This window comes from Verrucomicrobiia bacterium (assembly GCA_035946615.1).
Taxonomy (GTDB): Bacteria; Verrucomicrobiota; Verrucomicrobiia; order Limisphaerales; family UBA8199; genus DASYZB01.
In genome coordinates, this window is the sequence record DASYZB010000105.1 from 147052 (window position 1) to 172961 (window position 25910).

The 25910-nt window shown below is 58.7% G+C and carries 16 protein-coding genes; 7 read left to right on the plus strand and 9 right to left on the minus strand.

The annotated features are described in order from the left end of the window. Positions 1 to 41: 41 nt before the first annotated feature. Positions 42 to 1022, minus strand: a complete 981-nt coding sequence (locus tag VG146_15120; GenBank protein ID HEV2393682.1) for an NAD(P)H-dependent glycerol-3-phosphate dehydrogenase — start codon at positions 1020 to 1022, stop codon at positions 42 to 44. After that, a complete protein-coding gene (gene plsY / locus VG146_15125) occupies positions 1019 to 1678 on the minus strand; it encodes a glycerol-3-phosphate 1-O-acyltransferase PlsY (GenBank protein HEV2393683.1) in 660 nt (219 codons plus the stop codon). The genes VG146_15120 and plsY overlap by 4 nt, the downstream gene beginning before the upstream one ends. 180 nt (positions 1679 to 1858) lie before the next feature. On the opposite strand from plsY, the gene VG146_15130 reads away from it, so the two are divergent. Together VG146_15130 and VG146_15135 are read left to right on the plus strand one after the other, a co-directional pair. Continuing rightward, positions 1859 to 3418, plus strand: coding sequence for an amidohydrolase (locus VG146_15130; protein ID HEV2393684.1), 1560 nt, complete (start codon positions 1859 to 1861; stop codon positions 3416 to 3418). A 69-nt stretch (positions 3419 to 3487) separates the two neighbouring features. Next, positions 3488 to 5722, plus strand: a complete 2235-nt coding sequence (locus VG146_15135) for a TIM-barrel domain-containing protein (GenBank protein ID HEV2393685.1) — start codon at positions 3488 to 3490, stop codon at positions 5720 to 5722. A 228-nt stretch (positions 5723 to 5950) separates the two neighbouring features. On the opposite strand, the gene VG146_15140 is transcribed toward VG146_15135, so the two are convergent. The 3 genes from VG146_15140 to VG146_15150 are packed head-to-tail and all read right to left on the minus strand — an operon-like array spanning position 5951 to position 13011. Further along, positions 5951 to 6532: a hypothetical protein gene (locus tag VG146_15140; GenBank protein HEV2393686.1), complete on the minus strand. Its 582-nt coding sequence runs from the start codon at positions 6530 to 6532 to the stop codon at positions 5951 to 5953. After that, positions 6529 to 7983, minus strand: a complete 1455-nt coding sequence (locus VG146_15145; protein HEV2393687.1) for a DUF1501 domain-containing protein — start codon at positions 7981 to 7983, stop codon at positions 6529 to 6531. The genes VG146_15140 and VG146_15145 overlap by 4 nt, the downstream gene beginning before the upstream one ends. A gap of 3 nt (positions 7984 to 7986) precedes the next feature. Continuing rightward, on the minus strand, positions 7987 to 13011 hold the full coding sequence (locus VG146_15150; protein ID HEV2393688.1) for a DUF1800 family protein: 5025 nt from the start codon (positions 13009 to 13011) through the stop codon (positions 7987 to 7989). Positions 13012 to 13432: 421 nt separating this feature from the next. Here VG146_15150 and VG146_15155 point away from each other — a divergent pair, with 421 nt between their 5' ends. Beyond that, positions 13433 to 13984: a response regulator gene (locus VG146_15155; protein HEV2393689.1), complete on the plus strand. Its 552-nt coding sequence runs from the start codon at positions 13433 to 13435 to the stop codon at positions 13982 to 13984. A 68-nt stretch (positions 13985 to 14052) separates the two neighbouring features. Here the strand turns inward: VG146_15155 and VG146_15160 are convergent, their stop codons facing one another. Next, positions 14053 to 15612: a TolC family protein gene (locus VG146_15160; GenBank protein HEV2393690.1), complete on the minus strand. Its 1560-nt coding sequence runs from the start codon at positions 15610 to 15612 to the stop codon at positions 14053 to 14055. A gap of 247 nt (positions 15613 to 15859) precedes the next feature. Between VG146_15160 and VG146_15165 the strand changes: the two genes are divergently transcribed. After that, complete coding sequence (locus tag VG146_15165) at positions 15860 to 17506, plus strand: alpha-L-arabinofuranosidase C-terminal domain-containing protein (protein ID HEV2393691.1); 1647 nt, start codon at positions 15860 to 15862, stop codon at positions 17504 to 17506. Between the two features lie 8 nt (positions 17507 to 17514). Here VG146_15165 and VG146_15170 read toward each other — a convergent pair whose 3' ends face one another. The 3 genes from VG146_15170 to VG146_15180 form a co-directional block, all read right to left on the minus strand. Then, positions 17515 to 18216 carry a hypothetical protein gene (locus tag VG146_15170; protein ID HEV2393692.1) on the minus strand — a complete coding sequence of 234 codons (702 nt, stop codon included), beginning with the start codon at positions 18214 to 18216 and terminating at the stop codon, positions 17515 to 17517. Positions 18217 to 18272: 56 nt separating this feature from the next. Then, positions 18273 to 20213: a biosynthetic arginine decarboxylase gene (gene speA, locus VG146_15175; GenBank protein ID HEV2393693.1), complete on the minus strand. Its 1941-nt coding sequence runs from the start codon at positions 20211 to 20213 to the stop codon at positions 18273 to 18275. Between the two features lie 212 nt (positions 20214 to 20425). After that, positions 20426 to 21682: a cobalamin-independent methionine synthase II family protein gene (locus tag VG146_15180; protein HEV2393694.1), complete on the minus strand. Its 1257-nt coding sequence runs from the start codon at positions 21680 to 21682 to the stop codon at positions 20426 to 20428. Positions 21683 to 21996: 314 nt separating this feature from the next. On the opposite strand from VG146_15180, the gene VG146_15185 reads away from it, so the two are divergent. From VG146_15185 to VG146_15195, 3 genes are all read left to right on the plus strand, one after another. Next, complete coding sequence (locus VG146_15185; GenBank protein ID HEV2393695.1) at positions 21997 to 22482, plus strand: PTS sugar transporter subunit IIA; 486 nt, start codon at positions 21997 to 21999, stop codon at positions 22480 to 22482. A 371-nt stretch (positions 22483 to 22853) separates the two neighbouring features. Then, on the plus strand, positions 22854 to 24521 hold the full coding sequence (locus tag VG146_15190) for an immunoglobulin domain-containing protein (GenBank protein HEV2393696.1): 1668 nt from the start codon (positions 22854 to 22856) through the stop codon (positions 24519 to 24521). A 551-nt stretch (positions 24522 to 25072) separates the two neighbouring features. Continuing rightward, a complete protein-coding gene (locus tag VG146_15195) occupies positions 25073 to 25771 on the plus strand; it encodes a hypothetical protein (protein ID HEV2393697.1) in 699 nt (232 codons plus the stop codon). The last annotated feature ends 139 nt before the right edge of the window (positions 25772 to 25910 follow it).

The window sequence follows — 25910 nt, forward strand, 5'->3', positions numbered from 1 at the left end:
CTCCTGACGTCGGCTGCTACGATCACTGGTGAACGCGCGCGTCAGCTTTCGGGCTTTAAATCGCGCGTCATGAGGTCCCGCACAGCCTGGGCGACATTTTTCTGCTCATAGAGCATGGCGAAGACCTCGTCGATGACCGGGGTGACGACCCGGTGTTTGCGGGCCAGTTGGTAGGCCGAACGCGCGGTGGGATAGCCTTCTGCCACGGCCACCATGCCGGCTGCGATGTCCGCAGGCTTTTCTCCACGGCCAACACGCTCCCCAAACCCGCGGTTGCGGCTCAGTCGCGAGAAGCACGTGACCATGAGATCGCCCAACCCGCTTAAACCGGTGAAAGTCTCGGGCTCGGCGCCGCAGGCTATGCCCAAGCGGCGGATTTCCACAACAGCGCGTGTCACAAGCGCCGCCTTGGAATTGTCCCCAAAACCCAGCCCGTCGCTAACGCCTGCAGCCAAAGCGATGACATTCTTGAGAGCGCCACCCAGCTCGACCCCGAGGACGTCTTGGCCGGTATAAACGCGGAAAGTGGGCCGGCTGAACAGAGTCTGGACCAGCGCGGCGGTGGTGGGGTCCTCGCTGGCGGCAACGATGGCGGTGGGTATGTCCCGGGCGACCTCGATTGCGAAGCTGGGCCCTGAAAGCGCCGCGCATTTGGCTTGCGGCGCGTTTTGAGCCAGAATGCCGCACATGGTCAGCCCTGTATCGTATTCGATTCCTTTTGTGACGCTGACGAGCGGGCCGGAGTAATGTTTCAACTGAAGGGTCACCTGGCGAAAGGGCTGGGACGGCACAGCCACGACAACACATTCCGCTCGATCAACGGCCTCCGGTAGGCCCGGTTCGAGCAGCAAATCCGCCGGCAGATCAATCCCCGGCAAAAAGCGCTCATTACGGTGGGTCTGGCGGATTTCATGCAACCACTCGGGTTTGTGACCCCAGAGGGTGATTTGATTTCCTCCCTGGTAAAGAAGACGCGCCAAGGCTGTCCCCCATGCGCCTGCGCCCAGTATGGTGATGTTCATGAGGTGGATTCGGGCGAGTGCCCTCCCGCGGGCTGGCCCTTGCGGCCAAAGCGGTTCTCGGTCCCGTTGAGCAGGCGTTGGATGTTGGATTTGTGTTTAAAAATGGCCAAGGCAGCCATAGCGGCCGTCACGACGATGAGATTGGTGCTTCGCCCGGTCAACCAGGCAGCAAAGGGAAGGGCAAACGAGGCAATCATCGAAGCCAGGGAAACATAGCAGGTGAGGAGCAACACGACAGCCCAAATAACCAGGATAATGATCAAAGCCAAAGGGACCAGGGCCGCCAGGACGCCGGCTGAGGTGGCGATGCCTTTGCCGCCACGGAAGCCAAGCCAGCAGGTGTAATTGTGACCCAGAATCGCCGACAAACCCGCCGTGATTTCGAACCACTCCCGTTCGAGCGGTGAAGCCGCCGGATACAGACTGTTGCAAATGACCCCCGCCGCCAGGGTGACTGCCACCCACCCCTTAAAAGCATCTGCCAGCAATACAAGAATCCCGGCAAGCATGCCCTGGGTCCGAAACACATTGGTCGCTCCAATATTGCCGCTGCCTGTTTTGCGAATGTCAATGCCCCGAGTTTTGCCGGCCAAGAACCCGCTTGGGATCGAGCCCAGCAAATATCCAATAAGCGCGCAGAGGCAATAGCCAACAATCGCCACCCGGCCAATCTAGGACTTAGCGCGCCAAACCCGCAACCAAAAGAAACTTCGAGGATTCGGAACGTGACATCCACCCCTCGGATGACTAAATATCTCTTGCTGAACTCTCCATCTCAAAGCAGGACCGGGCTAATTGCTGCCGACCTTGTCATTTTCAACGCATCGGTCCACACCATGGACACGACTCAACCCATTGCCGAAGCGGTTGCAATCCTGGGCAACAGGATTGCCACAGTGGGTTCGACGGCTGAAACCCAAACATTAGCGGGACCTCGAACACGGACGATTGACGCTGGAGGAAATACCCTCTTACCCGGGTTCAATGATTCGCATGTGCATTTCCTGGCTGGTGGTTTTTCGCTGGGGAATGTCGATTTGCGCCAAACCCTTTCTCTGGATGAGTTGGCGGACGGTGTGCGCGATTATGCGGCCAGGCTCCCGAAGGGAAGTTGGATTCTTGGAGGCGATTGGGACCACGAAAAGTGGCCCGGCGCGCCATTGCCAACCAAAGCAGTGATTGATGCGGTGCTGCGCGATTACCCGGTGTTTATCAATCGGCTGGACGGCCACATGGCGCTGGCCAATAGCCTGGCGCTGCGGTTTGCCGGAATAACCAAACAAACCCCAGACCCACCGGGAGGGGTAATCGTGCGAGACTGTGCGAGCGGCGAACCGACGGGCCTGCTCAAGGATGCCGCCCAAAGTTTGGTGGAACGGGTGATCCCGGAGAAAACGTTCGAAGAAAAACGTGCCGCTGCCTTGGCCGCAACCCGCCACGCCGCGCAAGCGGGCGTGACAAGCCTTACCGATGTGTCCGCCGGTGAAGACGTTGGCCTTTACCAATTCATGGCCCAGCGGGGCGAGTTGAAAACGCGCATCTATGCGCTCCACTCGATTGTTTCCTGGGACGTCCTGGCCAAGGCCGGTGTCCGTGCAGCCTTCGGCGGGGATATGCTGCGCTTTGGCGGTTTGAAAGGGTTCGCAGACGGCAGCCTCGGTTCCTCAACAGCCTTGTTTTTTGAGGGTTATAGCGACGCACCGGAGAACCGGGGGCTGCTGTTCGACCAGATGCTCCCGGAAGGGATCATGTTCCAGCGGGTGGAAAGGGCAGACCGCCTCGGGTTGCAAGTGATGATCCATGCTATCGGTGACGAGGCCAATTCGAGAATTCTGGACCTTTACCAAGCGGTGGCTGAGAAAAATGGCGCCGCGGACCGCCGGTTCCGAATCGAGCACGCGCAGCATCTGCGGCCCACCGATATCCCTCGGTTTGGCAGGCAAATGGTCATCGCTTCGATGCAACCCTACCATGCGGCCGACGATGGCCGTTGGTGCGAAAAGCGAATCGGCCCGGCGCGGGCCAAAAGCGCCTACGCCTTCCGCTCGCTCCTCGATAGCGGGGCGGTGCTGGCGTTCGGGTCGGACTGGACGGTTGCCCCGCTCAATCCGCTGGAAGGGATCAAAGCCGCCGTGACCCGCCAGACTCTCGATGGCAAATATCCCGGCGGCTGGTTCCCCGAGCAGAGGATTACTCTCGATGAAGCCCTGCGCGCCTACACCCTCGGTTCCGCCTATGCCGAGTTTTGCGATAAGGCAAAAGGGACCATCACGCCCGGGAAGCTTGCGGATGTGGTCCTCCTGGACAGGGACCTATACAAGATCGATCCCATTCAAATAAACCAGGCTAAGGTTTTGCTCACTGTCATGGACGGCAACATCCTTTACCAACGCTGAAATCAGGACATTACTCCAGCTTCATCATTGACAAAGCCAGCGAACAAAACCTGAATCCTGGGCAAGATTATGCGAAACCCTCTCTTGCTGTTCACGCTGTTTGCGGCCATGTCCGCAGGTCTGTCCCGCTCGGCGTTCCAAGCATCCGCCGCGGCGGCCAATCCGGCGCCTCCCTCCAGCGGTTGGCCAAAGGCGCAAGTCGAGCAGGTGCTTCCCGGGGTTTGGCGCGTGCGCTTCGGAACGCCCGAGCGGTTCACGCCGGTGGCGGTGCGGGAATCGGGTCCGCGCGTGGAGGCCTTTGAAGCTCTGCCCGCTGTTGGCACAGCGCCAATTGGGCCCGAGTTGATTCGATGCCGCATCACTCCTTCGCGCACCACGGTTTATGTCCCTTGCAATGAAACCGGGGAACAGATTTACGGTTTTGGGCTGGACCCTGGGGCGTATGAACAAAAAGGGTTGTTCAAGCATCTGACGGTTTGCGCCGGGGTGGTGGGCAAGACCGGGGCTAGCCACGGGCCGGTGCCCTTTTATCTGAGCACAAAAGGCTACGGCATCTACGTGGATACCGCCCGGGTCCCCAACGTGCAGGTGGCGAGATTGACTCCCAACCAGGCCACCGTGGCGAGCGAAGACAACTCACCAGACCTCAAAACCTCCGAGCGGCAATTGTATGCCGCGCGTCCGGCGCGGGGGCGGACAGAAGTGATTTTCGACATTCCTTGCGATTCGGAAGGAGTGGACGTGTACGTGTTTGGCGGGCCAACGATTCGTGAAGCCGTCGAGCGTTACAACCTGTTCTCGGGCGGTGGAGCGATTCCTCCGTTGTGGGGTTTGGGCCTGAAGTACCGGACCTTCACGAGCGCGGACCAGGCTGCTGTCTTGCAAACAGCGCGTGCGCTGCGGTCGATGAATATCCCGTGTGATATGATCGGTCTGGAGCCCGGGTGGCAATCACACGCCTATTCCTGTTCGCTCGTGTGGTCGAAGGAGCGTTTCCCGGAGCCGGGAAAAATGATCCAGGAACTGCGCCAGGCAGGGTTTAAAATGAATCTGTGGGAGCACGCCTACCTGAACCCGAGTTCTCCATTATTCGCGCCGCTAAAACCGCGCGCGGGAGATTTCTTGGTCTGGGGCGGCCTGGTGGTGGACTTTGCCGACCCTGAAGCATTTCGGACTTTCGCCGATTACCACGACCGGGAGTTCGTAAGCCAAGGCATTCTGGGCTTCAAAGGGGATGAATGCGACCGCCAACCGCCTAATGACGCAACTCCCTTCAATTTCCCCTATTGCTCGATTTTTCCATCGGGAATAGACGGTGACCAGATGTCGCAACTCTATGGCTATTTATACCAGCGGTCGCTTTTCTCAGCTTTCAAAGCGCATAATCTGCGGACCTGGAGCGACGTGCGGGCGACCACGGCATTGGCGGCCCCGCTGCCTTTTAACCTGTACAGCGACGCTTATACCTTCGACCAATACCTCCGGCAGCTCATCAATGCGTCCTTCACAGGATTGCTCTGGTCACCCGAGGTGCGCGAGGGGCGCAGCCTGGACGAACTGCTGAATCGGGTGGCGATGAGCGCCTTTGCGCCGCAGATGTGTTTAAACCTTTGGTTCATGCCCCATCCCCTCTGGGAGCAATATGACGGTAAGAGGAACAAGGCCAACCAACTGCTTCCCGACGCCGAACAGAAGGCCGTTGCCGGTCAACTGCGTACGATTGTAAATCAGCGTTATGAACTGCTGCCCTATCTCTACTCCGGTTTTATGCGCTATCATCAGGAGGGGTTGCCGCCGGTGCGCTCGCTGCTGCTGGACTTTCCTCGAGACAACCAAATCTGGACTGAGGACGATGCGTTCCTGTTCGGCGACAACTTGCTGGCCGCGCCGTTGCTGGGAGAAGCCAGAACCCGGAAATTAACCCTGCCAACTGGTACACGCTGGTGTGAACTCAAAACTGGCAGCTGGTATCCCGGCGGCGCAACGGTCGAGGTCGCGGGTTCTCCGGGTGAGATGCCCTTATATGCCAGGGAGAATACCCTCCTGCCGGTTGCCGAAGCGGTGCAACACGTCGAGCGCGACACGATTTTCCGGATAACAGTAAAGGTATTCGGCCGCAACCCGGCCCCGTTTACATTATACGAAGATGACGGCGAGACCTTCGATGTGGCAAAGGGCGCAGCCAACCAGGTGGTTCTGCGGTGGAGCCCGGCCAAAGGCGGGACACTGGAGCGGAAGGGAAGTTTCCCTGGGCGGCGTTATGAGATTGTGGGCTGGAAAGTCGTCAGCGCTCCGGGCGAGTAAGCCGGCCGTGGGATGGACTACTCAGAGGGAGTGGAGTTTGGACCTTTTCATAACGATCTCATCCCCCTTTGTCGGAAACTTAACTTTGTCGAAAACTTGTCGAAGCCCAACCTCTATTAACCTCAGAACTTGCTGAGCTATGGCAACTACTCGGCTCAAGAGTTCTCGGCCTTCAGCGCTCTCCACGCCAAGCGGAAGCGCCCTCTGTAGTTCCATCTTACGGACTCCTCACTTTATCACCAAGTCATCGGCCGTCCACATTCGGCGGTCAGGGCCGGCGGAGTGGATTTCCATTTCGGTGCCAGAGAGTTGATGGAAGAAATAAGGGGTGCCCCAAACATCCACCAATTCGCCGTTCGCATTGACCCGGTTGCCGTCGGCCTTGAGGAAATTGATCTGTTTGGGATTGTGCCCTCGCAGCGCCCGGGTGATCTCCTCATTGGTGCCGACCGGGTTTCCGCCGAAAGTCGAGCCATATTGCCAGATAACGGTGCGCATGTTTTCCAGAACGGTTTGAGGTGAAAGATTAGCCAGCTCGGGGGGCAGGGGCGCGACCGCTGCCGCCATTGCTGTCGGGCCGGCGTTTGAAGCGGAGGCGACCTGTGCAGCGGGCTGAGGGACAACGGCCTGAACCAGTGGCAGGTTCGTGTTCCGCGCGGAGGTTTCCGCAGCCGCAGTCGATGCCAGATTGGTTCGCTCTTCGGTTGCAGTTTGCGGCCCAGCGGCGTTGGGGCGTCTTCCGATCAGGTACAGGGCCAATCCGCCCGCCAAGGCGAGCAAGAGCAATACGAAGACACGATTGATTCTCAAATGAAACCCAGATTGGATGCGGCGAAGCGGCCAATGTTCGGGAACACCGTCGTCAGATTCCCGCTGTCCACGCCGAACCACGTGGCCAACGTTGCGAAATACTGATCGATAGCGGTTGTTGGAATCCAACGACCGGTGCTGGTGTCGTCGGGCCCGTTGACAGTCAGCACCGGAAATGCGCCATAGGTGCGCTGGCCCTTAACGGCCCCGCCTAGAATCAGGTGATGGCTGCCCCAGCCATGATCGGAGCCCTGGCCGTTGCTGGGGAAGGTTCGCCCGAAATCACTGGCTGTGAAAGCCGTTACCTTACCCGAGAGGCCCAATTGCTCCATCGCTCGCTGGAAGGCGAGCATGCTTTGGCTTAACTCAGCCAGGAGATTGGCGTGGGCGCCTATGATGGTTTGGCCAGGGCCGGGAGTCTGGTTGGTATGCAAATCGTAGCCGCCGACCTGGCAGAAGAAGATTTGGCGTTGCATGCCAAAGCCTCCACTGGCTGCGCTGCGATGGCCTGCCTCGATCAACCGCGCCACCATCTGGAGCTGGGGGCTGAGCGCGGAGTTAAAGGCCAGGCCGCCCGTGGGGGGCGTGATCTTTGCCGGAAAAGGAACCGTCCAGTAATTCGCCGCTGAAGTGGGAGCAATCGCGCTATTGAGCAGCGCGCCGGTATTGATCGAGTGCTTTGCAACTTGAGCATAGGCCTGGGCCTGCATATTCGGATACGATAGCCCCAGAATATTGGTCAGCGCCTGCAAGCGGTTGCCGCTAACGCCGCTCAGCGAAATAGCCCCGGAAGTCGATACCGAGTATTGGGAGAGCGTATTGCCGACTTCGAATGTATTGGCCCCGCTGAGAGTCACGGACAATGAGATGGGCGCGTTGGGCTGAACAGCGGCCAACAAATCGGCGCAGCGCCCGCCCCAGCCGGTCAGCGGAGGCCGGTCTGGAATCGAGGTCTGCCATTGGGTAACCTGGTCGGCATGCGAGAAAAGCTGGGGCGGCCTGCTGAGCGCGCCGGATTGGTACTGGACGCGGGTCAATGGATAGACGAGCGTTCCGGTGTTGAACAGAATGGCCAGCTTTTGTTCGGCAAACAAAGTCTGCAGTTCGGGGCAGGACGGATGCAGGCCGTACTCATGACCGTCGCTGGTCAATGGGGAGAGAGGCAGGATGGCGGATTGTGGGATGGCCAGCACCGGGGTGCGAATCGCAGCATAATTGTCGTACTCGGCCTGGATGGTGGGCAGGACGACATTATTCGAGTCATTCCCGCCCTGGAGAAAGATGCAGACCAGTGCCTTGTAATCGGAGATGTTGCTCTGGGCCACAGCCGCGTTCATGAAGCGCAGGTCGCGTATGGCGGAGGTCAGGGCGGCTGTGCCGATAGCCGCGCACGCCGCCTGCCGAATAAATTCGCGCCGCGACTGCATCAACGGAAAGGGTCTCTGTTCCATAATCTATTGCTGAATGGTGAAGTCAGGTGAGGTCACAATCAAATGCACCACAGCTCGAACCCGGTCGCGCAATTGGGAATCGGAGGGTGGATTGTTGTACGGGAAATTGGCGGTATTGGCGACGTAGTTCACGATGAAGGTCTTGGCAGTTGGGGACAATTGACCGCCGGTGAGCAGCGAACTGAGGGCATCGACCAGCGAAGCAATGCCCGCATTGGCAGCGTAGGACGGGGTCATCCAGGGGCCGAGGTCCAGCACGATTGACCCGTTGCCACCGCTAAAGCTGCTCAAGCCATTGGTGTTGCCACCATTGTTCAGAAGCCCTCCTTCCAGAAAATTCATCTGGATGGCAACGGTCGTATCCGAGGTCAATTGGAATTCGGGTGTCGTCAATCCCGCCGAAGCCAATGGGCCGGGGAACTCGAAATTGGGGTAGAAGAAATTAAAAACCGTCGGCGCGCGCAAAGGAGTTTGTGTCAGGCTGCTGTCGGTATAACTGAGGTTCCAGGTGCTTTCCTGGACCACCACATTGCCCGAGCGCGCCAGGGGCGGTTGGACCAGCGGATAAACCGAAAGGCTATTCTGGGTTTGAGTGGCCGAGTTGGTCGCATACACCGTGAAGTGAATTGCATCGGGCACTGCCACAACCTGGTATTGGCCACTCACGGCGCTGCCGCTGGTAAAGTGGATAAAGACCGGATCGCCTGGATTCAACCCATGCGGTCCGGAGGAAATGCTGACGGTGATATTGGTTTTAGTTTGGCTGTATCCGCCCGCGCTGAGCTTGGGCAAGAGGCAGTTGCCGCTCCGGTTGGCGGAATCCGGGGTGAACAGGACAAAGCTCAACGTCGAATTGGTGGCGTAGATTTGGTAAAGCCCATTGGAAGCCCCGCCGGTTGTAAACACCAGGTAAACTGGGTCGCCGGGCAGCAGGCCGTTGCCGGAAACGCTTACTGTCAGTGTATTGGTGGTGAAAACATTGGTCGTACTGCCAACAATGTTCGTAAAGCTGATGTTCTGCGCCTGGGTGTAGGTCCCGGACGACAGGCCAGGGGCATTTACGGTAAAGGTCGTTGGACTGGTGACCGTCACCCCGTAGCCCTGCGAAGCGGGCGCGGGTTGGCCGGAAGTGTCCGTGAAGCTCAGGAAAACCGTATCACCGCTATTGAGGCGGTGAGCATTGGTGGTGGTGACGGTGATTGGGCGGTCTCCATTTTCGCTATAGGTCCCCGCATTCCAGGGGGGCGACGGAAAGGCGCGCGCGGTGGCTGTGGCGCGCAACAAGGGTTCGCGTTGTTTGCCGAAGGTGGGCTGCCCGCTAAACACGCTGCTGCGCGCCTCGTAATCCAGCAGGATAGCGCGAATCACGGCCTGCATATCGCCGCGGACACCGGCGCCGTTGTCGTTGAAGGCCTGCACAACGCGGTAAAGATAGTCGCGGCTTGGATTGCTGGTCACCAGGCGCTGGATGAGCTGCCGGCAGATGAAGGGGCCCACATTCTGGTTGTTGAAAATCGAATCGTGCGCCAACTCGAGGTCATGCAGGCCATAAGCATCGAAGTTGGTGCTGGCCGGGTTTGCCTGGTCGCCCCAGGCGGGCGGGAGCACGACATTATCCAGGAGGAGCTTGGGTCCCAGATCGTGATGCAGGGGCACCAGGACCATGGGGTTGGTATAGTTTGATGAGGGGTAGAAGTTGGCGGGCAACCGGCCATTAGATTGATTGGGTTGCCAATAATTCCAGCCGGTGAACGCGCTGGCAAAACCCATGACGACGTTCTGGTCGTAAGTGGGCACCAGGTTGCCCTGCGAATCCATCACCAGAGTCCCATCGGGCCAGAGCCGGTTCAGGCCAACCGAAAACAATTGATTCACTTCGCGCGCGTAATTCTCATTGGCATGGGCTCCCGTGATCAGGCTCCCTTTATCATTGGCGCGCATGTCCAGAAAGATTCCCATCGCCGGCGCCAAGGTCACCGCCTCAAGCAAGCCCCGGAAATTCCCAAACGCATTGTCCAGCAGTGTGTCGTAATAAGACGAGAGGGCTGTCGCATAGTTCTGAAGCACGCCGTTTTCCGAGACGACCATGATTTCGCTCAAGGCAAAAGCGACCCGCTGACGCAATTGATCGGGCGCCGTCACCGATCGCTGCCACCAGGAATTAAATGTGAGCGAACTGGGATACGGATCGGTTGGGTCGGCGCTTTTGTTGGCAACAACCAGAGGCAGGTGATGAGTGGGCGGCAAAGCGAATTGATTGCTGATCCAACCCGCGTAGCCTAGCGCCTGCACGGCGGCCACCTCGTCGGGGTTTGGACCAAAGGTGGCCTGAATTAGAAACCGGGCGGCAGCGTTCGAGCTGGAAGAATCGTCGGTCCAGGCTGGGGACGGCGGAGGCGGGACGAAACTCTGAGTGCCACTGACGGGGAGGAAGTGGCCGGCAATTTCAGCAGGGTCAGGATGGAGGGTGGTATGAACGTCCATGAAGAGCTTGCCTTCGCGAATAATCTCGAGGACATCGGCAGCGGAGAGGGTGCCGACGGCCCCGATGGCCCAGGTAAAGGTGCCTTGCGGTTGCAAAGCCCCGGTGTCGAGATCGAACAAGAGGGTCTCGGGGTTGTTGAGATAGGGATCGGCATGAAGGTGCCACGCGACAACCGGTGAGGAGAGGCTTGAGTAGCTGTATTGAATAACTGCCTGGGTCCCATCCGGGCTGAGCCGCAGGGAAGCCGAACCGGTGCCGGTGCTGCCAGTGGCGGTCGCGCTGGGCAGCAGGTTGGCCGTATAAAGGGCGCCCGGAGCGATCGCTGAAGGCAACGGATAATACCGGGACAAAACGTAGCCAGGCACTACGCCTGCGGGTGTGGTATTGGTGCCGGTCGGGTCCTGGAGCCAACCCACCGACCAGTTATCCGCCGCTCCCGCCCCAGCCTTGTGCAGAATCTCGAGATAATAGCGCTGGCCTGCAACCAGCGACAGCCACCCGGAACGCTGGTTGGTTTGCAAGTTCCATTGGCGCGGGGCAGTCCCGTTCGTGGGCGGCGGGGCAGGGTTAGGTATCGGCAGGACGTAAGCGCGCTTCACCTTGTTGACCGGCTCGCTGTCGTTTGAAATCCAAAGTTCCGCCGAGTCGCTCGCGGCAAGCCAGAAATAGTAATTGCCTGTGACCGGGGCCGTGAGATAGCCGCGAATCCGTTCGCCATAATTATCGCCAAAATCGGTGAGGCCTTCCAGGGTGCCCAGGGTGTTGGTGAGGCTGGCGGGCGTGTTCAGAGGAATATCGGCGACATTGGTGCCTGGTGCGCCAAGCCAGACCTCGCGCACGACCGAACTGCCCGTATCGAGCACCTGGAGATCGAGCACCGAGGCACCCAGGCCGACCGAGTTGCTGGCTGTGAGAGTTACCTGGAAATCACCCGCGAGGTTTGGCGTGCCGCTGATGAGGCCCGAAGCGGGGCTAAAGCCTAAGCCCGGCGGCAGGCCGCCGGCAGTGTAGGAATTGGCCGAATTAGCGCCGGTGACGGCAAAACTGAATGGTTGCCCTAAAAATGCGATTGCGCTCAGTGGGCTAGTGACGGCGGTCGGCGTCGGGGGCGTGCTGGCGGGATAGAGGCGCTCGCTCGGAATGACCTGCTTGGGCTGGCTCGGGCTATACCAATACAAATGCGCTGCGGCGTTGCCACCGCCCTGGAAATAATCCATCCGGATGTCGTAGCGAACCCCCGCCTGCAGAGTGATCGTGCCAATGGAATCCGAGGCGCCTTGTGGAACCCAGTGGTCAATAATGAGCTGGTCGTTCACCCACAGTTTCACCCCGTCATCCGTGTTCGCATCGAAATAATAAGTCTCCGAATACTGTGGCTGGACCTGCCCCGTCCAGCGGACGGTGTAATAGCCGCTGTTCGCAAATGGGGTTGTAAAGTTGCCCCAGAGAAAGTCCACCACCGGGTCCAGGCGGGTCATGACAAAACTGGCTGGGTCGAAGTTAGCGCTGCTGGAGTACGTGGCGCTCGAATTGGTGAAGTACTGGCCGGTCAAACCTGTCCCGGTTGGCGTGGCCGAGGGATAAATCAGAATGCTGGCATTGCTGGCCATCCCCAGTTTGTATCCGGCCCCTGGAAGGAGGCGGAGCTTGGCCAGAACAGGGGCCATTAAGTTAGTGTCGGCCAGGGGCATGACGGAAACAACTTGAGAACTGGAACCGACCGGGAAATCGATGGAACGCGGCAGGGGGGCGTGATCGACCCCTTCGATGGCGATGCCGGGCCCGGGCCCCGCCAGCCCCAGATTCACCGTGATGGCATTGAGCGGGAAGCCGCCCCGGGTAATAGTGATTAAACCCGAATTGAGTGGGAACTGCCCCGGGTCAGGCTGGATTGCGGTCGGGTCCGTAGCGCTGATGGCCAGGACATTCTGGTTTGCGAGCTTTCCAACGACATAGGCATAATCGCCCACGAGCTGGCCGTTGCCGTCGGTTTGGCCGTTGCTGTACGGGTTCATCGGGTCCAGGCCGAGCTGGTATTCCTCCCAATCGTTGACGCCATCACCGTCGGTATCGACATCGGAAATGGCGATGCGGAATAACTTGGGCGCAGGACCGGTCGAGCCGCTGAGGGTGACGACCGAGCCGGTGCGGACAATGAGGCTGGCTTCAGTAGTCCAATTGGACCAACCGCCCGGCCCGGACGGCTCGACGCTCTCCAATTGGTATTGTTTGCCCAGCGCGCTGGGCATGCTCACGTTGAAGTTGGTCCCGGAAACAACGCTCAACGTGATCTTTGGCACGGAGTTCGTATCGAACGGGTCGGTCCCGGCGATGCTCTCTTGCCAGTTCGATGCCCCGTCTGCATCCGCATCGCCTTTCGGATCGAGATTGCTTGCCCCGTAAATCAACTCCCAGATGTCGCTCATCCCGTTGCCGTTCAAATCGACCATCTGCCCCAAAACCGGCTGGGCCAGCCCCACACAAAGCAGGGCAGCCATCAGGCCACGGAAGCGGTATGGGAGGGTTCGGGCGGAGGGAGACATAGATCAGAAGCCCGTGGTTAGCCCTCGAGGGCAAGGAGCCCAAGGCCGGCAGGGAGCGTCTGGCGGGGCGCCTTCAGGTACTTGGAACGTCGCAAACCATGCCGGGCGTAATTCACTATATTAATGATGTACGTTTGACTATCTACTGTCAACCAGCTTTGAGCAAGGGGCGCAGGGGAAACGGACTCCTGGGAAATTCCTGGGGACCCTGATATCACAGGGACCTGCGATGTAGAAGATGGGAGTGGCCCGCCGTTTGCTCTTCAGTCGGATGGGGACCGCGCGAGGGTGCTTTTCTGGTTTTCGTCAGGATCGTGTTGGTCATTGCAGGATACGACTTCGCGCGTCATTCGTAGGCGGGGTTTAGGGTATTCACCCCATACAGAAGGCATTCTGGATGGGTTAGTTGAATGTGGCTTATATGCCTGATCACCCCGTCATCTTGCTCGTTGAAGACCAGGAAAATGACGCTCTCTTAATTCGCCGGGCGTTTACCAAAAGCAGAGTTCTCAATCCGGTGCAAGTGGTTAGAAACGGCGAGCAAGCCATCGCTTATCTACAGGGCAAAGGTCCTTTCGCTAACCGTGGTGAGTATCCTATTCCCTCGCTGGTGCTGCTGGATATAAAGATGCCGGGCATTGACGGTTTTGAAGTGTTGCGATGGATTCGCCAGGAATCCTCATTGCCCAATTTGCGAGTGGTCATGCTGACCTCCTCGGATGAAATCCGCGATGTGAGCCTGGCATACAAACTGGGAGCGAACTCGTTTCTGGTAAAGCCGTTGGATTTTGAGCGGTTCGTCGAGATCACCGCAGCTCTAAGCGGTTATTGGCTGTGGCTCGACCGTGCGCCGGAAAACTCGCTCCCGCCCGAAACCAAGCCGACCAGTGACACGGAGATTCTCCGAAGGATTGGGGTGGAGCGGTGGCGTGATGCGGCTTCCAAAACCGATTCGGCAGGAAATCTTTTGTGAGAAGCGAGTCCCGGGAACGTCGCGATGCAGTGCGCTTATTTTAGCTGGGGACGCGCCCGCTCCGCAGGTTACTCCGGCAGATTCAAGCCGGCGGCGCGTTGTAGGCGGGCGCGGGCGGCGTCGTAGTCGTGGAGGGCCTGGATTTGAGTGCTGCGGGCATCGGTGAGGGCTGTCTGCGCGCTCAGCACGTCCAGTTGGGTTCCTGTGCCGGCTTGTTCCCGGGCCCGGGCCAGGCGAAGGGCTTCTTCGGCCTCTTCGACGACCTTTTTTTGCGATTCCAGCACCTCGCGCGCCTCGATGAAATTGGAGTAGGCAGTGCGCACTTCCAATTCGATCCTGCGGGTGGTGTCGTCGAGGTCCACCTCGGCGCGTTCGTAATTGGCGGTGGCTTCCAGGATGCGGCCCTGGGTGCGGAGGCCGTCAAAGAGGTTCCAGGTGAGCTGAGCGCCGGCGATCCAGCCATGGAGTTCGGCGCCGAGGTCCTGGCTGAGCACGGAGTTGTGGGTGTCATAGCCGACGAAGCCCTGCAAGCTCGGTTTGTAACCGGCTTTGGCGGTAACGAGGTCCTCCTTGCGAAGGGCCTGTGCTTTGCGCAGGGAGCCCAACTCGGTGCGGCGTTCCAGGGCCAGGTTGAGCGCGCGGGTGAGTTCCAGTTCGAACGGGTCGGCTTCGAGGCGGCCTGAGAGGTTGAGCGGAATCTCCTGGAACGTCTCGCGCGGGATGTTGAACCCGAGGAGATTGGCGAGGTTGTTTTTGGAAATCCGCAGGCTGTTGCGGGCGTTAATGAGTTTGGGCCGGGCATTGGCCAGCTCGACCTCAGCGCGCAAAACGTTGAATCGGGGAACGGTCCCGGCTTCGAAGCGCCGGTTGGTGTCGGTCAGCTCGCGGGTGAGCAGCTCGACGGAGGCCTCCTGGACGGTGATCTGCTGGGCCGCCATGAGCACGTCGAAATAGGCCAATTCGACGTTCAGGACCGTGTCGGCGACGGTGGTTTGGTAATTCAACATGGATTGCTGCCTCGTCAGGCGCGCCGCGCGCAGCGACGAGAGGATGCGTCCGCCTTCATAGATGGACTGGACGAGCTTGAGCTGGGAAACCCAGTTTTCCGTGGTGCCGAAAGTAAAGCCCGGGCCCTGGAAACTATCAATATCGGAGCGCTGGGCGTCGGAGTAGCTGCCGTTGATGCCGATGGTGGGCAGAGCGATGGCGCGTGTCTGGATGGCCACACCCTGAGCCGCTTCGATGTCTTTGCGAGCGCGCTGGATGCTTGGATTCTGGGTCAGGGCCAGGTTGACCGCATCGGCCAATGAGAGTGGCGTGGTAATCAGGGTGTGCTCGGGCGGGGGAGTCGTCGAAGGCGCTGCTGCCGCAGGGAGCGCCTGCCAGGCCGCTATCCCAAAGAGCAGAATGGGCACGAGACCACCCTGCCCCGGTCGTTTGCCAGGCTCACCATTGGAAATGGGTTGGGTTAAGGGAACGGGCGCCGGCCTCGAGGGGTCTGGTTCCAAGCCGCATGTGTGCATAAAAACACTCCGCGCTGCGGACTCACAACTGCCGGTCAACTCCATATACAACTTCACCAGTCTTTGTTCACCCTCGTCATCTTTTTCCAGGTGGCTGTTCATCATTCAATCGGTGGCTGTGTAGCACGTTTCGAGGACGCGCGATATAATTTTCTGAGCGGCCACCGAGGCAGAGCAGCCCCCTTTTCGCCTTCCTTTGTCGGAAACTTTGTCGAATGGTTTGGTCAAACCCGGCACTGATTGCTCACTCGTCACAAGCTCAAAGTTTCCGACCGCCGAGGCAGAAAAACAGATTCTCACCCATGCAGAAATCTCTCGCCACGGCATGGGACCTCTGGTTGCCTTCCAGCGTATGCCGGAACAAAAACCCGCCGTAATTCCGATCACTCGACGCCGATTTATTCAACAGGCCGCCGTTGGCAGCGCTGCTCTGTTGGCTCTCCCCGCCGCACGGGCCGCGGGACCCGGCGCCTGGATTGATATCCTGCTGGACGAGCCCATCGGGACCATCTCCCCTGACCTTTACGGGCACTTCACCGAGCACATCGGCGGCGTCATCTACGACGGTATCTGGGTCGGCCAAGACTCCAAAATCCCTAACCAGGGCGGCATCCGCTCGGCGCTGGTCAAGCAGATGAAACGAATCAAGCCATCGGTCGTGCGTTGGCCTGGAGGTTGCTTCGCCGATAGCTATGATTGGCGCGATGGCGTTGGCCCCCGCGCTCAGCGACCCCGTCGAACCAATTTCTGGATCAACGACCCCTTTCTCGCAACCGCCCCCGATGGCCCCGCAAAATTCGACCCCAACGAATTCGGGACAAACGAGTTCATGCATTTTTGCAGGCTCATCGGAGCGCAGCCGTATCTGGCGGCTAATTTGCGCAGCAACACCCCGCGCGATTTCTATCAATGGGTCGAATACTGCAACGCGCCTGCAGGCAAAACCACTCTCTCGTCCCAACGCGCCGCCAACGGCGATCCCGAACCGTTCGACGTGCGCTTTTGGGGTGTCGGAAACGAATCCTGGGGTTGCGGCGGCAATTTTACTCCCGAGGAATACGCGATGGAATTCCGCCGCTTTACCGCCTGGGTGCCCGGCTACGGAGTCCCGCTGGCCTTCATCGGGTCCGGCCCGAACGGGGGCGACATCGATTGGACGCGGAAATTCTTCGAGCGCCTCACCGAGCGCGACCGCGGCCTGATTCGTAGCCTCTATGGCTGGGCGATGCACTATTATTGCGGCACGGCCGGCAAAGGCGATGCCATTGATTTTACCGTTGGCGATTGGTATGAGCTGCTGGCCAAAGCCCTTCGAATGGAACCTCTCATCGAGGCGCACTGGGCCGCCATGGCTGAGCGCGACCCCCAACACCATGTCAAACTGGTCGTGGACGAATGGGGCGCCTGGCATCGCCCCGGCACCCAGGTTGACCGCTCCCACCTTTTCGGCCAAACCTCCACCATGCGCGATGCCCTCATCGCAGCGCTCACCCTGGACATTTTCAACCGGCACGCCGAGAAAGTTGCCATGGCCAACGTGGCGCAGCTTATCAATAACCTGCACTCGTTGTTTCTGGCCCACGAAGAGCGTTTCGTCGCTACGCCCAACTTCTACGTGTTCGAAATGTACGCCGCCCATCACCATGGCAAATCGCTGCGCGCGATTTTCGATGCGCCCCAGGTTGGAGGCGGGCAAGGCAGCGGAGGGCGGCTGCCGGGGCTGGCCGGGTCGGCATCTTTGCATGACCAGCAATTGATTCTGACGGTCGTCAATCCTCATCCAACCGAGCCGCGCGAAGCGGCTATCAACGTCCGCGGCGCTGCGGTTCAATCCGCAAAGGGCCGCGTTTTGGCCTCCAACGATATCCATGCTCATAACACATTCGACCAGCCTCATGCCGTCGAAGCGCGCGATATCAACGTCGAGGTGAATGGCGGGAAATTGAGTCCTGTCTTTGCGCCCGCATCGATTACAAGACTGGAGATGGCTCTGGGCTGAGGCCCTCTCTACGCGGGCTTGGCCCCGAACACATTCTCCAAAATAACCTCCTTGGTTTTCCACAGCAAAGCCATCGTCAACGCGATGGGCAGCAACACCAGCGGGACCAGCATCGCCAACGACCAGAAAATGCCCTGGTCCAGGAGCGCTTTGAGCCCGTACAGGGGGGAAACTAACAGGAGTTTTGGCCAGTGATTGAGGGCAAGAAATGCGAGGCCAATCAGGACTGTGACGGCGAGCAGATTGAGATTGAGCTTGGTAAATTGTTTTATTTCCAGCCGCAGGGTTTCGTCGGGCAACATGGCCCCGAGCCGTTGCAACACCAGGTTCAGGCTCGCAAGAAAGAGCAAGGCCGAAAACCCCATCAAAAGGACCATCACCAAAAACAGGCTATTGCCCGGGACCTTGTTCCACCAATACAGGAAAGGGCTGAGGCCAAAATTGATTAGGCTCAGAACCCGGGCTCTATCCAGGGCGTTGCGCCACACCCGTTCCTGCTTTTGGAATCCGCCCAATTTCCAAAGGCCATAGACCAGCAGGCCGGTGCAGGCCAGTGGCGGCGCCACACCCATCGAGCGCAAGGTCTCTGCCCTCACGGTATTGAAGCACACCACCAACCCCAGGGGCAGGCCCCAGAATAGCGCCGAGAGGCCGCGCGCCAGCAGGCCCAACGACGGCAGCAGGTCGGGATGGGCAACCTGTTCGGCCATCACCGGGGCACGCGGGCGGGCGGGGTCGGAGCGCGCTGGCTCATTAGGGGGGGCCTTCAAAAGCTGAGATACGTGTACTCCTTAAGTCCTCGCTCGTAATCATCCAGCAGCCGCATGGCTTCCGAGGGTTTCATCCGATCCGATTTGATCGCCTCATCGACCTGCGCTTTCATCTGCCGTTTGAGTTCCTTTTCATCGTATTGAACCGAGTCGAGCGCCTGCCCGATCGTCGTGCCTTCTATAATTTCTTCGACGTAATAGCCGGCAGGTTCGTCCGGATCGAGAAAGACGTGAACTTCATTGACGCGCCCAAACAGGTTGTGCAGGTCGCCCATGATATCCTGGTAAGCGCCCATGAGAAAAAAGCCGAGGTAGTACGGGTCGGGCATGCCGTTGCCATTGGCGTGCAGCGGGTGCAGCGAGAGGGTGTCGCGCACGTCGCGCAGGTCGATAAACTTATTGACCTGCCCATCGGAATCGCAGGTGATATCCACCAGCGTGGCTTCGCGTGTGGGCCGTTCGTGAAGTCTGCTAATGGGCATCACCGGGAACAATTGGCCCAGCGCCCAGTGGTCCAGCAAGGATTGGAACACAGAAAAATTGCACAGGTACTGGTCCCCCAGGCTGTCTTCGAGCTTGCGGATTTCCTCGGGCACATAGGCCTGGCCTTTAAAGCTCTCTACCACTTCCAGGCTGATTTCCCAATAGAGATGCTCGATCTTCGCCTTCTCCGGCAATTCCAACATGCCCAGGGTGAACATGTGCTGGGCATCCTCTTTGCGTTCCAGCGCATCGTGATACGCCTCGAGCTTGTTCAGTTTCGGCAGGTTCTTGCGGATATCGAGCAACTCCTTTACCAGCGGCTGTTCGTTCTCGGTGTAATGGAAGTAATCGCCGGGGCGAATCTTGGCAATTGACCCAAACACCTCGACGATCAACACACTGTGGTGCGCCACAACCGCTCGCCCACTCTCGCTGATGATGTCCGGGTGCCGCACCTTCTCGGCGTTGCACACATCGGCGATGTAATAAACGATGTCGTTGGCGTATTCCTGCAAGGTGTAATTGGTCGAGCTGTCAAAGGCCGAGCGGCTCCCGTCGTAATCGACACCCAGGCCCCCGCCCACGTCCAGGTAATCGATCGGAAAGCCCATCTTCTGCAGCTTCGCATAAAATCGCGCCGCCTCCTGCACCGCCCTCTTCACAATCAGAATATCCGGCACCTGCGACCCGATGTGGAAATGGAGCAACCGGAAGCAGTGTCCCAGGTTTTCAGTCTTTAGCATCTCCGTGGCCACCAGCAACTCGGCTGTGCTCAGCCCGAACTTGGCATTTTCTCCGGCGCTATCAGCCCATTTGCCCCCGCCCTTGCTCAACAGCCGCGCCCGGACACCAATCAGAGGCTCGACCCCAAGTTGTTTGGAAATGGTGATGATGGCCCTCAGCTCTTCGAGCTTTTCGACCACCATGATGACCTTCTTGCCAAGCTTATTGCCCAGCAGCGCCATCCGGATAAACGCGGCGTCCTTGTAGCCGTTGCACACAATCAAACTGCCTAGCTGGCTTTGAAGCGCCAGGCCGGCAAACAATTCCGGTTTGCTGCCCACTTCCAATCCAAATTCGTAAGGCTTGCCCGCATCCAGGATTTCTTCAACCACCTCGCGAAGCTGATTGACCTTTATTGGAAAAACGCCCCGGTACCTGCCTTGGTAATTGAATTCGCTGATCGCGCTGCGGAAGGCCAGGTTTATCGACTCCACCCGGTGCCTCAATATATCCTGAAACCGGATCAGGACCGGAAACTTCAGCCCGCGCGCCTTGGCCTCCTCGATCACATCGGTGATATCGACCGATGCCCCCGCGTCGCGCAACGGCTTGGCGATGACACGGCCCGCCTCGTTGATATCGAAGTACTCGGCCCCCCATCGATGTATGCAATACAAGTTTCGCGCCTGCTGGATGTCCCAGGCCGGGCTGGCCTCGTTAGAGTTGCTCATTTCGATTCCGACAAACCGACCGCACTATAGAATGCTCGACAGAGAATTCAATACACGCTTTTGGATTTTTTTAGCGCCTGCTTTGTAAAAATAGAATTGCCGCCATTCCCCGTCGTCCCTGGTCTGTAGCAGCCGACGCCAGGAGGCTCTAATCTCAGTCCCGAGTTTCACCGGGCGCTGGTCCGTAGCAGCCGACGCCAGGAGGCTCTGACTCAGCCCTGCTTCAACGGCTTCAGATGCGTATATGGCTCGTAATCGGGCAATTGGTCCCACGCCAGCTTTTCATCGGCTGCCGGGATATACCGCTCCGGCAAACCCAGTTCTTTCAGGATGATGTTGCGCGCCAGCGGAATCCCCGTCGCCTTGTAAAACGCCAGGTGCCGGTTGAACCCTTGCCGGCCAAAACCGCAATCGGTCGATAGCACCAGCTTATCCGCAGGGATGCATTCCAGGCAGCGCCGGATTCGGCCGGCAATGACATCCGGGAAATCCGCTTGCAGCGTGCGATGGCTGATGACCCCCACCGCTATCTTCTTCTTCAATCGCTCCTTGAATGGCTTGAACAGCGGCAGTTCTTTGAGATTGTTCTCTGTCGCCTCGATGGTCCAGACATCCCCCTTGAGCCGTTCCAGGTATATCTCGATCGAGTTGGCGTACGACTCGTCGCTGAACACCTTCTGCATGTTCGGATTGCCCCAGCAGGTGTGAATCCAGACCTCGACATTCTCCAGGCCCTCGACCTCGCGATTGAAGGCATCCACCAGGAAATTCAGAAGCTCTTTCTGGTCGGGGTTGTAGCGGGCCATGAAATGCAGCGTCGGTTCCTCCACCTGGATGACTTTGCAGCCCGAGGCCGCCAGTTGGCGCAACTCGCGGTTCATCGCCTCGGCCATGTCCCATATCAACTGCTTCTTATCATCCAGCGCGTAATTCGGCGTGTGGCTGTCCAGGAAAAATGCCAGCACCTGCGCCGAGCAGGTGCCGAACTTGACCGGCTTGCCCGCCGCAGCCGCCGCCTGCTGCGCTATGCGCCATATCTTGGCGTATTCCAGCGGGTTCTTCGGGTCGTGCTCCACCTTCCCGACCACTCGCGGCCAGCGCCACGTCTTGTAAATCGAATCCAGCATCGTTCCCACCGGATACGATAACAGCGGCGAGCGGGTTTTCTCGGTTTGCAGCTCCTCCTGCTCGAAGCCCTTCCAGCGTTGCAGCATGTAATGATGCCACGACCGCCCCGCCACATCTTCATCGAGGTGGTAATCGCCCGTCGTGACGATGTCCAGCCCCGCTCGGGCCTGATCGGACACCACCACCGCGTGGGCGTCGGTGAACTGCTCCCGAAACCACGGGTCCATCATCGCCGTATCCAGCGGGCGGCCCCACATATTCACGTTGTACCAGCGCGGACGCGGCCACGAGCCGGTGACCGTTGCCGGCAACATCAAATCCTTGGTTGCAGTAAATGCCATATGGTTACGGGCAACAGTTTGTCCAAACCCGTTCGATCCACAAGCTGATTTTCTCCCCGCCCAACCTCGTGTCTCCCTTCGTCGGAAACTTTGTCGGAAACCTTGTCGGAAACTTCGTCGAAAACTTTGTCAGAGCTGGGAAGCGCCCTCTGGTGAGTGAGTATTCAGTCCCGGCCTTGACCAAACCACTCGACAAAGTTCCCGACGAAGGAAAGGGCCCACGGTCATCCCATCCCTCCCATCCCCCTCCCATCCCCCCTTCCCTTGGATTTCCCCTTTACGCCTTCCACTTCCTCCCTACCATATCCCGCTCTATGAAAAATTTCGGCTCTGTAACGCTCGGCGACCTCCTGTCCCCCGCGACGATCAATTTGAACTTGAAAAGCCCCGACAGCGACGCCGTCCTGGGCGAGTTGGTCAACCAAATCCCGGACCTGGCGGCACAGCCGGATGCCCGCCAGACCCTCCTGCGCGCCCTTCACGAGCGGGAACAGTTGCACAGCACCGGCATCGGCGACGGCATCGCTCTGCCCCATGCCCGCAACGCCCTGGTTGGCCTTGTCGATCATTCCGTTATCGTCTTTGGACGTCACCCCAATGGCATTCCCTACGGCGCAATCGATGCCGTGCCTGCCCGCCTGTTCTTCCTGCTCATTGCCCCCACCGTCACCCAGCACCTGGCCATCCTCGCCCGGCTCACCCGCCTCCTCCGCGACCCCCGCCTCCGGCAAAACCTGCTGACCGCAAACGACCCTCAACAGGTAATCACCCTCATCCGCGACGCCGAAGCAAAAATGTAAGCATGGAAATCTGAACGGAGAAAAAGTCGGGAATTTCCTTCCCGCTCAGAACAACCACTTCAGCGTCCTTAACCTCTCGGTTCACCAGCCACCCTGGAAGCGCCACCATTGGTCGCACCTTCACCGTTTCCCCAACAGCCTTTGACAGCATTGTCGCAAGCCACCTTGAGTTCCGTTTGGCCTTTCCCCTGCACGGTGGGCGCGAGAAACTTTTGCCGGGAACCCGGGTGTGTGTATGGCCCACGGACTGCTCCATTGAGCTTATTGTGTCGCGGCAGCCTGGTTTGTGGCTGCTTTTGGGACACTTCCGAGCGAGAAGCGAAACTTAACACCACAACGCTTCGCTTGAGGCATTAACACCAGCCGAACTTATGCGAGTGTACTCTCAGAAGTCCTGGGTATCTCTCAATCCCAGTGCCAGGAGAGCTTGTGCGCTGCTCCTCACCCATTTACTGGCGGTTTCTGCCTTCGGCCAGACGAATTGGCCCGGGGCTCTGGCCGTTCGCCAGGCCATCGACCTCAATGGAAACCGCTTAGCGGTCGATAGCTTTGACTCCTCCGATCCAACCAAAAGCATCAATGGCCAGTACGATCCGGCAAAATACTCTGGTGACAATGGCGATGTCATGGCGCTCGGCGGCATTCTGAACAGCCTGAACACCGGTACCGCCCAGATATATGGGCACGCATACACGCTCTCTGGCTCAAACACCATGGCAATTGGTCCGGGCGGCATTGGTGGCCATTCTTGGCTGGCCACCAACTCCGGCATTGAACCCGGCTGGTGGCTGCAAAGTGCAAATCCCAGCTTCCCCGCCACCTCATATCCGAACACCGCTGAATTTCTCACTGCGACAGGTGGAGTGTGGGTTTCCACTTCTCTCAGTAACTACACCACCGCCGCGACCACCACCACGTGGCCCGGGCCAATCAACACAAGCACGAATTATAATACAATGTCGGGCACTACCGCGCCCCTGCCCGGTACTTACCTCTGGGTCACAAAAAGCGGAGCCATATATACGTGGGCAGTCAGCATTGCCAGCTACAATTATCCTGTTAGCAATACCGCGACAGTGTATTCAACCAACTCCTACGACTATATCCTCGTTGGCGCAACAGGTCCTTATACAAATTACTACACCGCAACTGACCTCTCTGGAACCACTTATGTGACCGGTTCCAACGTCGTGTTGGCGCTGCCAAACGGGCTCAATATGAGCGGCGGCGACACCTTTACTGTGGGTCGGGGCGGCAATATCGTCGTTTATTCGGGGGGAACCAGTTGCACGATTGGCGGCAACGGGGTCCTCAATCAAGCCGGTTATGCTGCGGATTTCTTACTTTACGCCGCGCCTTCCGTCATGTCTCTTAACGTTTCCGGCAACGGTGGCTTTAGCGGCGTTTTGGTTGCACCCAATGCCAATGCCTCCATCAACGGTGGTGGGAGCAGTCTGACTGACTTTTACGGTTCGCTCATGGTGAACTCCCTGACGCTGAACGGCTCCGTCTTCTTCCACTACGATGAGAGCCTGTCCTCCACCTCCTTCTCCTCTCCTTGGATTACCACCCAACCTCAATCCCAGAACAAACTGGTGGGCCAGAATGCAACCTTCACCACGACCGTTGCCGGCCAGCAATCACTGAGTTTTCAGTGGTATTTCAGCCCAACCTCCACGGATCCCGGCGTGCCTGTGCCGGGGGCGACTAACAGCCAGTTAATTCTGACAAATTTAACTTTAGGAAGCCAGGGCTGGTACTGGGTGTGCATTACGAATCCTGTGGGCAGCGCCGTCAGCTCTAGCGCCATGCTCCACATCTATAGTTCTGCGGCGGGAATCCTCACACCTGCCTTTGGCCTGCCGGACCAGTTTCAACTCGGGATGTCCGGGGTGCCCGGATTTCTCTATGTGCTCGAATCCTCAACCAACCTGACGAATTGGATTCCCATGGCTACCAACACCGCGCCCTCAGTTTTTATTCTACCCGCAGGCGAGTATTCAAATGAATTCTTTCGCTCCGTCTGGTTCCCGCAGTGAGCCCCGGAGTTACGGCGCGCGGAGCTGGCGGCGCCTTTTTCTTCGCGCTGTCTTTCCGACGGCGCCCCGGGCCAAAGTCTTTGCGCTCTGTCGATTTGGTCCCATCCCTCCCACTCGTCCGTGTCCGTCCTTGTCCGTCTTTGTTCTCCACTAGCCCCACTCTTCCTCATCCATCCATACTGCCCAAATTTTGGACGCCGCCCTCCTTCCCCCCCACATCCCGCCATCCGCCCCCTCCTCCTCACCTCCTCTGTTTTTCAGCCCTTTTTACAACAAACCCATTAGCCCGATCCTCTAAATATATTACAACATCTACTTAATCCGTACTGGTACATTAAATGCTAAAAATCCCCCGCCTGGTGGGCGTGCCATGCATCGAAAGGAGACCACCCACCTGGCCGACGGCTCAGCTCCAAGCGAAGCCCTTATATGCAGACAGACACAGTCAGTCGCACCCATCCGGTGCCAGTCAGCCGGACCGCAAAAACTGTTGCCTTGGACTCCCCTTGTCCCGCCCCTGCTGCCATTCCTTTCAAAAAGAAAGACCAGTTATGCCCCAAAACACCTCAGAACCCTCGGAACCTCAGACCCCGTGCGAACCCTCCCCTCCCGAGCCTCCAAGCGAAATCCCGCTCCAGGGAAACAACTCCCAATCTCCAACTAACAGCCATCCCCCTCTTGCCGCTGCCCCGCTCGGCCCTGCCCACCATCGGCAAGGCGCCATCGCCCGGTTGCCTAAAGAAGTCCGATGGCGCATTAACCAAATGCTCGATGACGGCCTGGCCTACCGCCAAATCATTCAACGCCTCGGTGACCATGGCAAAGACCTCAACGACGACATGATCCACCGCTGGAAAACCGGCGGGTACCAGGATTACCTCCGCGAACAGCGCCTCCTCGACCAGTGCGCTGCCCGCCGCGATCGCGCCTTCGCTCTCTTGGCCCAAAACGGCCACATCCATGGCTTCCAGGCCACCCAGCAAATCGCCTCCGCCCAAATCTGCGAGGTCGTCGCTGAACTCGGCGGCGATATCCTCCGCGAAGCTCTCATCGCCAACCCGCTCAACTATTTCCGCATGCTCAACTCCTTCTCCCGCCTTACCAACGGCGGCCTCAAATGCGAACGCCATTTGGCCGATGAACTCCTCCGCGCCCCGGACACCCAGCCCCTCGCCCCGGCGCCCTCCACTAAAAAAGGCATTTCCCCCGAATCTGTCGTCGAAATGCAGGACAAACTCAGCCTCATGTGAACAATTCAAAATCCAAAAATCATCCGCGCCTTTCCGCGAACCCTCCGCGCCTTTCCGCAGCTTTCCGCGGCTTTCCGCGCCTTTCCGCGGCATTAATTAACTTCAAATTTTCCATCCGCACCTAGCCTTTAATCAAAAA

Coding starts and splice junctions, on each gene's coding strand:
- VG146_15195 (HEV2393697.1), top strand. CDS start 25,073: ATGCCCCAAAACACCTCAGAACCCTCGGAACCTCAGACCCCGTGCGAA.
- VG146_15120 (HEV2393682.1), bottom strand. CDS start 1,022: ATGAACATCACCATACTGGGCGCAGGCGCATGGGGGACAGCCTTGGCG.
- VG146_15180 (HEV2393694.1), bottom strand. CDS start 21,682: ATGGCATTTACTGCAACCAAGGATTTGATGTTGCCGGCAACGGTCACC.
- VG146_15155 (HEV2393689.1), top strand. CDS start 13,433: ATGCCTGATCACCCCGTCATCTTGCTCGTTGAAGACCAGGAAAATGAC.
- VG146_15130 (HEV2393684.1), top strand. CDS start 1,859: ATGGACACGACTCAACCCATTGCCGAAGCGGTTGCAATCCTGGGCAAC.
- VG146_15185 (HEV2393695.1), top strand. CDS start 21,997: ATGAAAAATTTCGGCTCTGTAACGCTCGGCGACCTCCTGTCCCCCGCG.
- VG146_15170 (HEV2393692.1), bottom strand. CDS start 18,216: ATGGCCGAACAGGTTGCCCATCCCGACCTGCTGCCGTCGTTGGGCCTG.
- VG146_15160 (HEV2393690.1), bottom strand. CDS start 15,612: ATGATGAACAGCCACCTGGAAAAAGATGACGAGGGTGAACAAAGACTG.
- VG146_15150 (HEV2393688.1), bottom strand. CDS start 13,011: ATGTCTCCCTCCGCCCGAACCCTCCCATACCGCTTCCGTGGCCTGATG.
- VG146_15190 (HEV2393696.1), top strand. CDS start 22,854: ATGCGAGTGTACTCTCAGAAGTCCTGGGTATCTCTCAATCCCAGTGCC.
- VG146_15135 (HEV2393685.1), top strand. CDS start 3,488: ATGCGAAACCCTCTCTTGCTGTTCACGCTGTTTGCGGCCATGTCCGCA.
- speA (HEV2393693.1), bottom strand. CDS start 20,213: ATGAGCAACTCTAACGAGGCCAGCCCGGCCTGGGACATCCAGCAGGCG.
- VG146_15165 (HEV2393691.1), top strand. CDS start 15,860: ATGCCGGAACAAAAACCCGCCGTAATTCCGATCACTCGACGCCGATTT.
- VG146_15145 (HEV2393687.1), bottom strand. CDS start 7,983: ATGGAACAGAGACCCTTTCCGTTGATGCAGTCGCGGCGCGAATTTATT.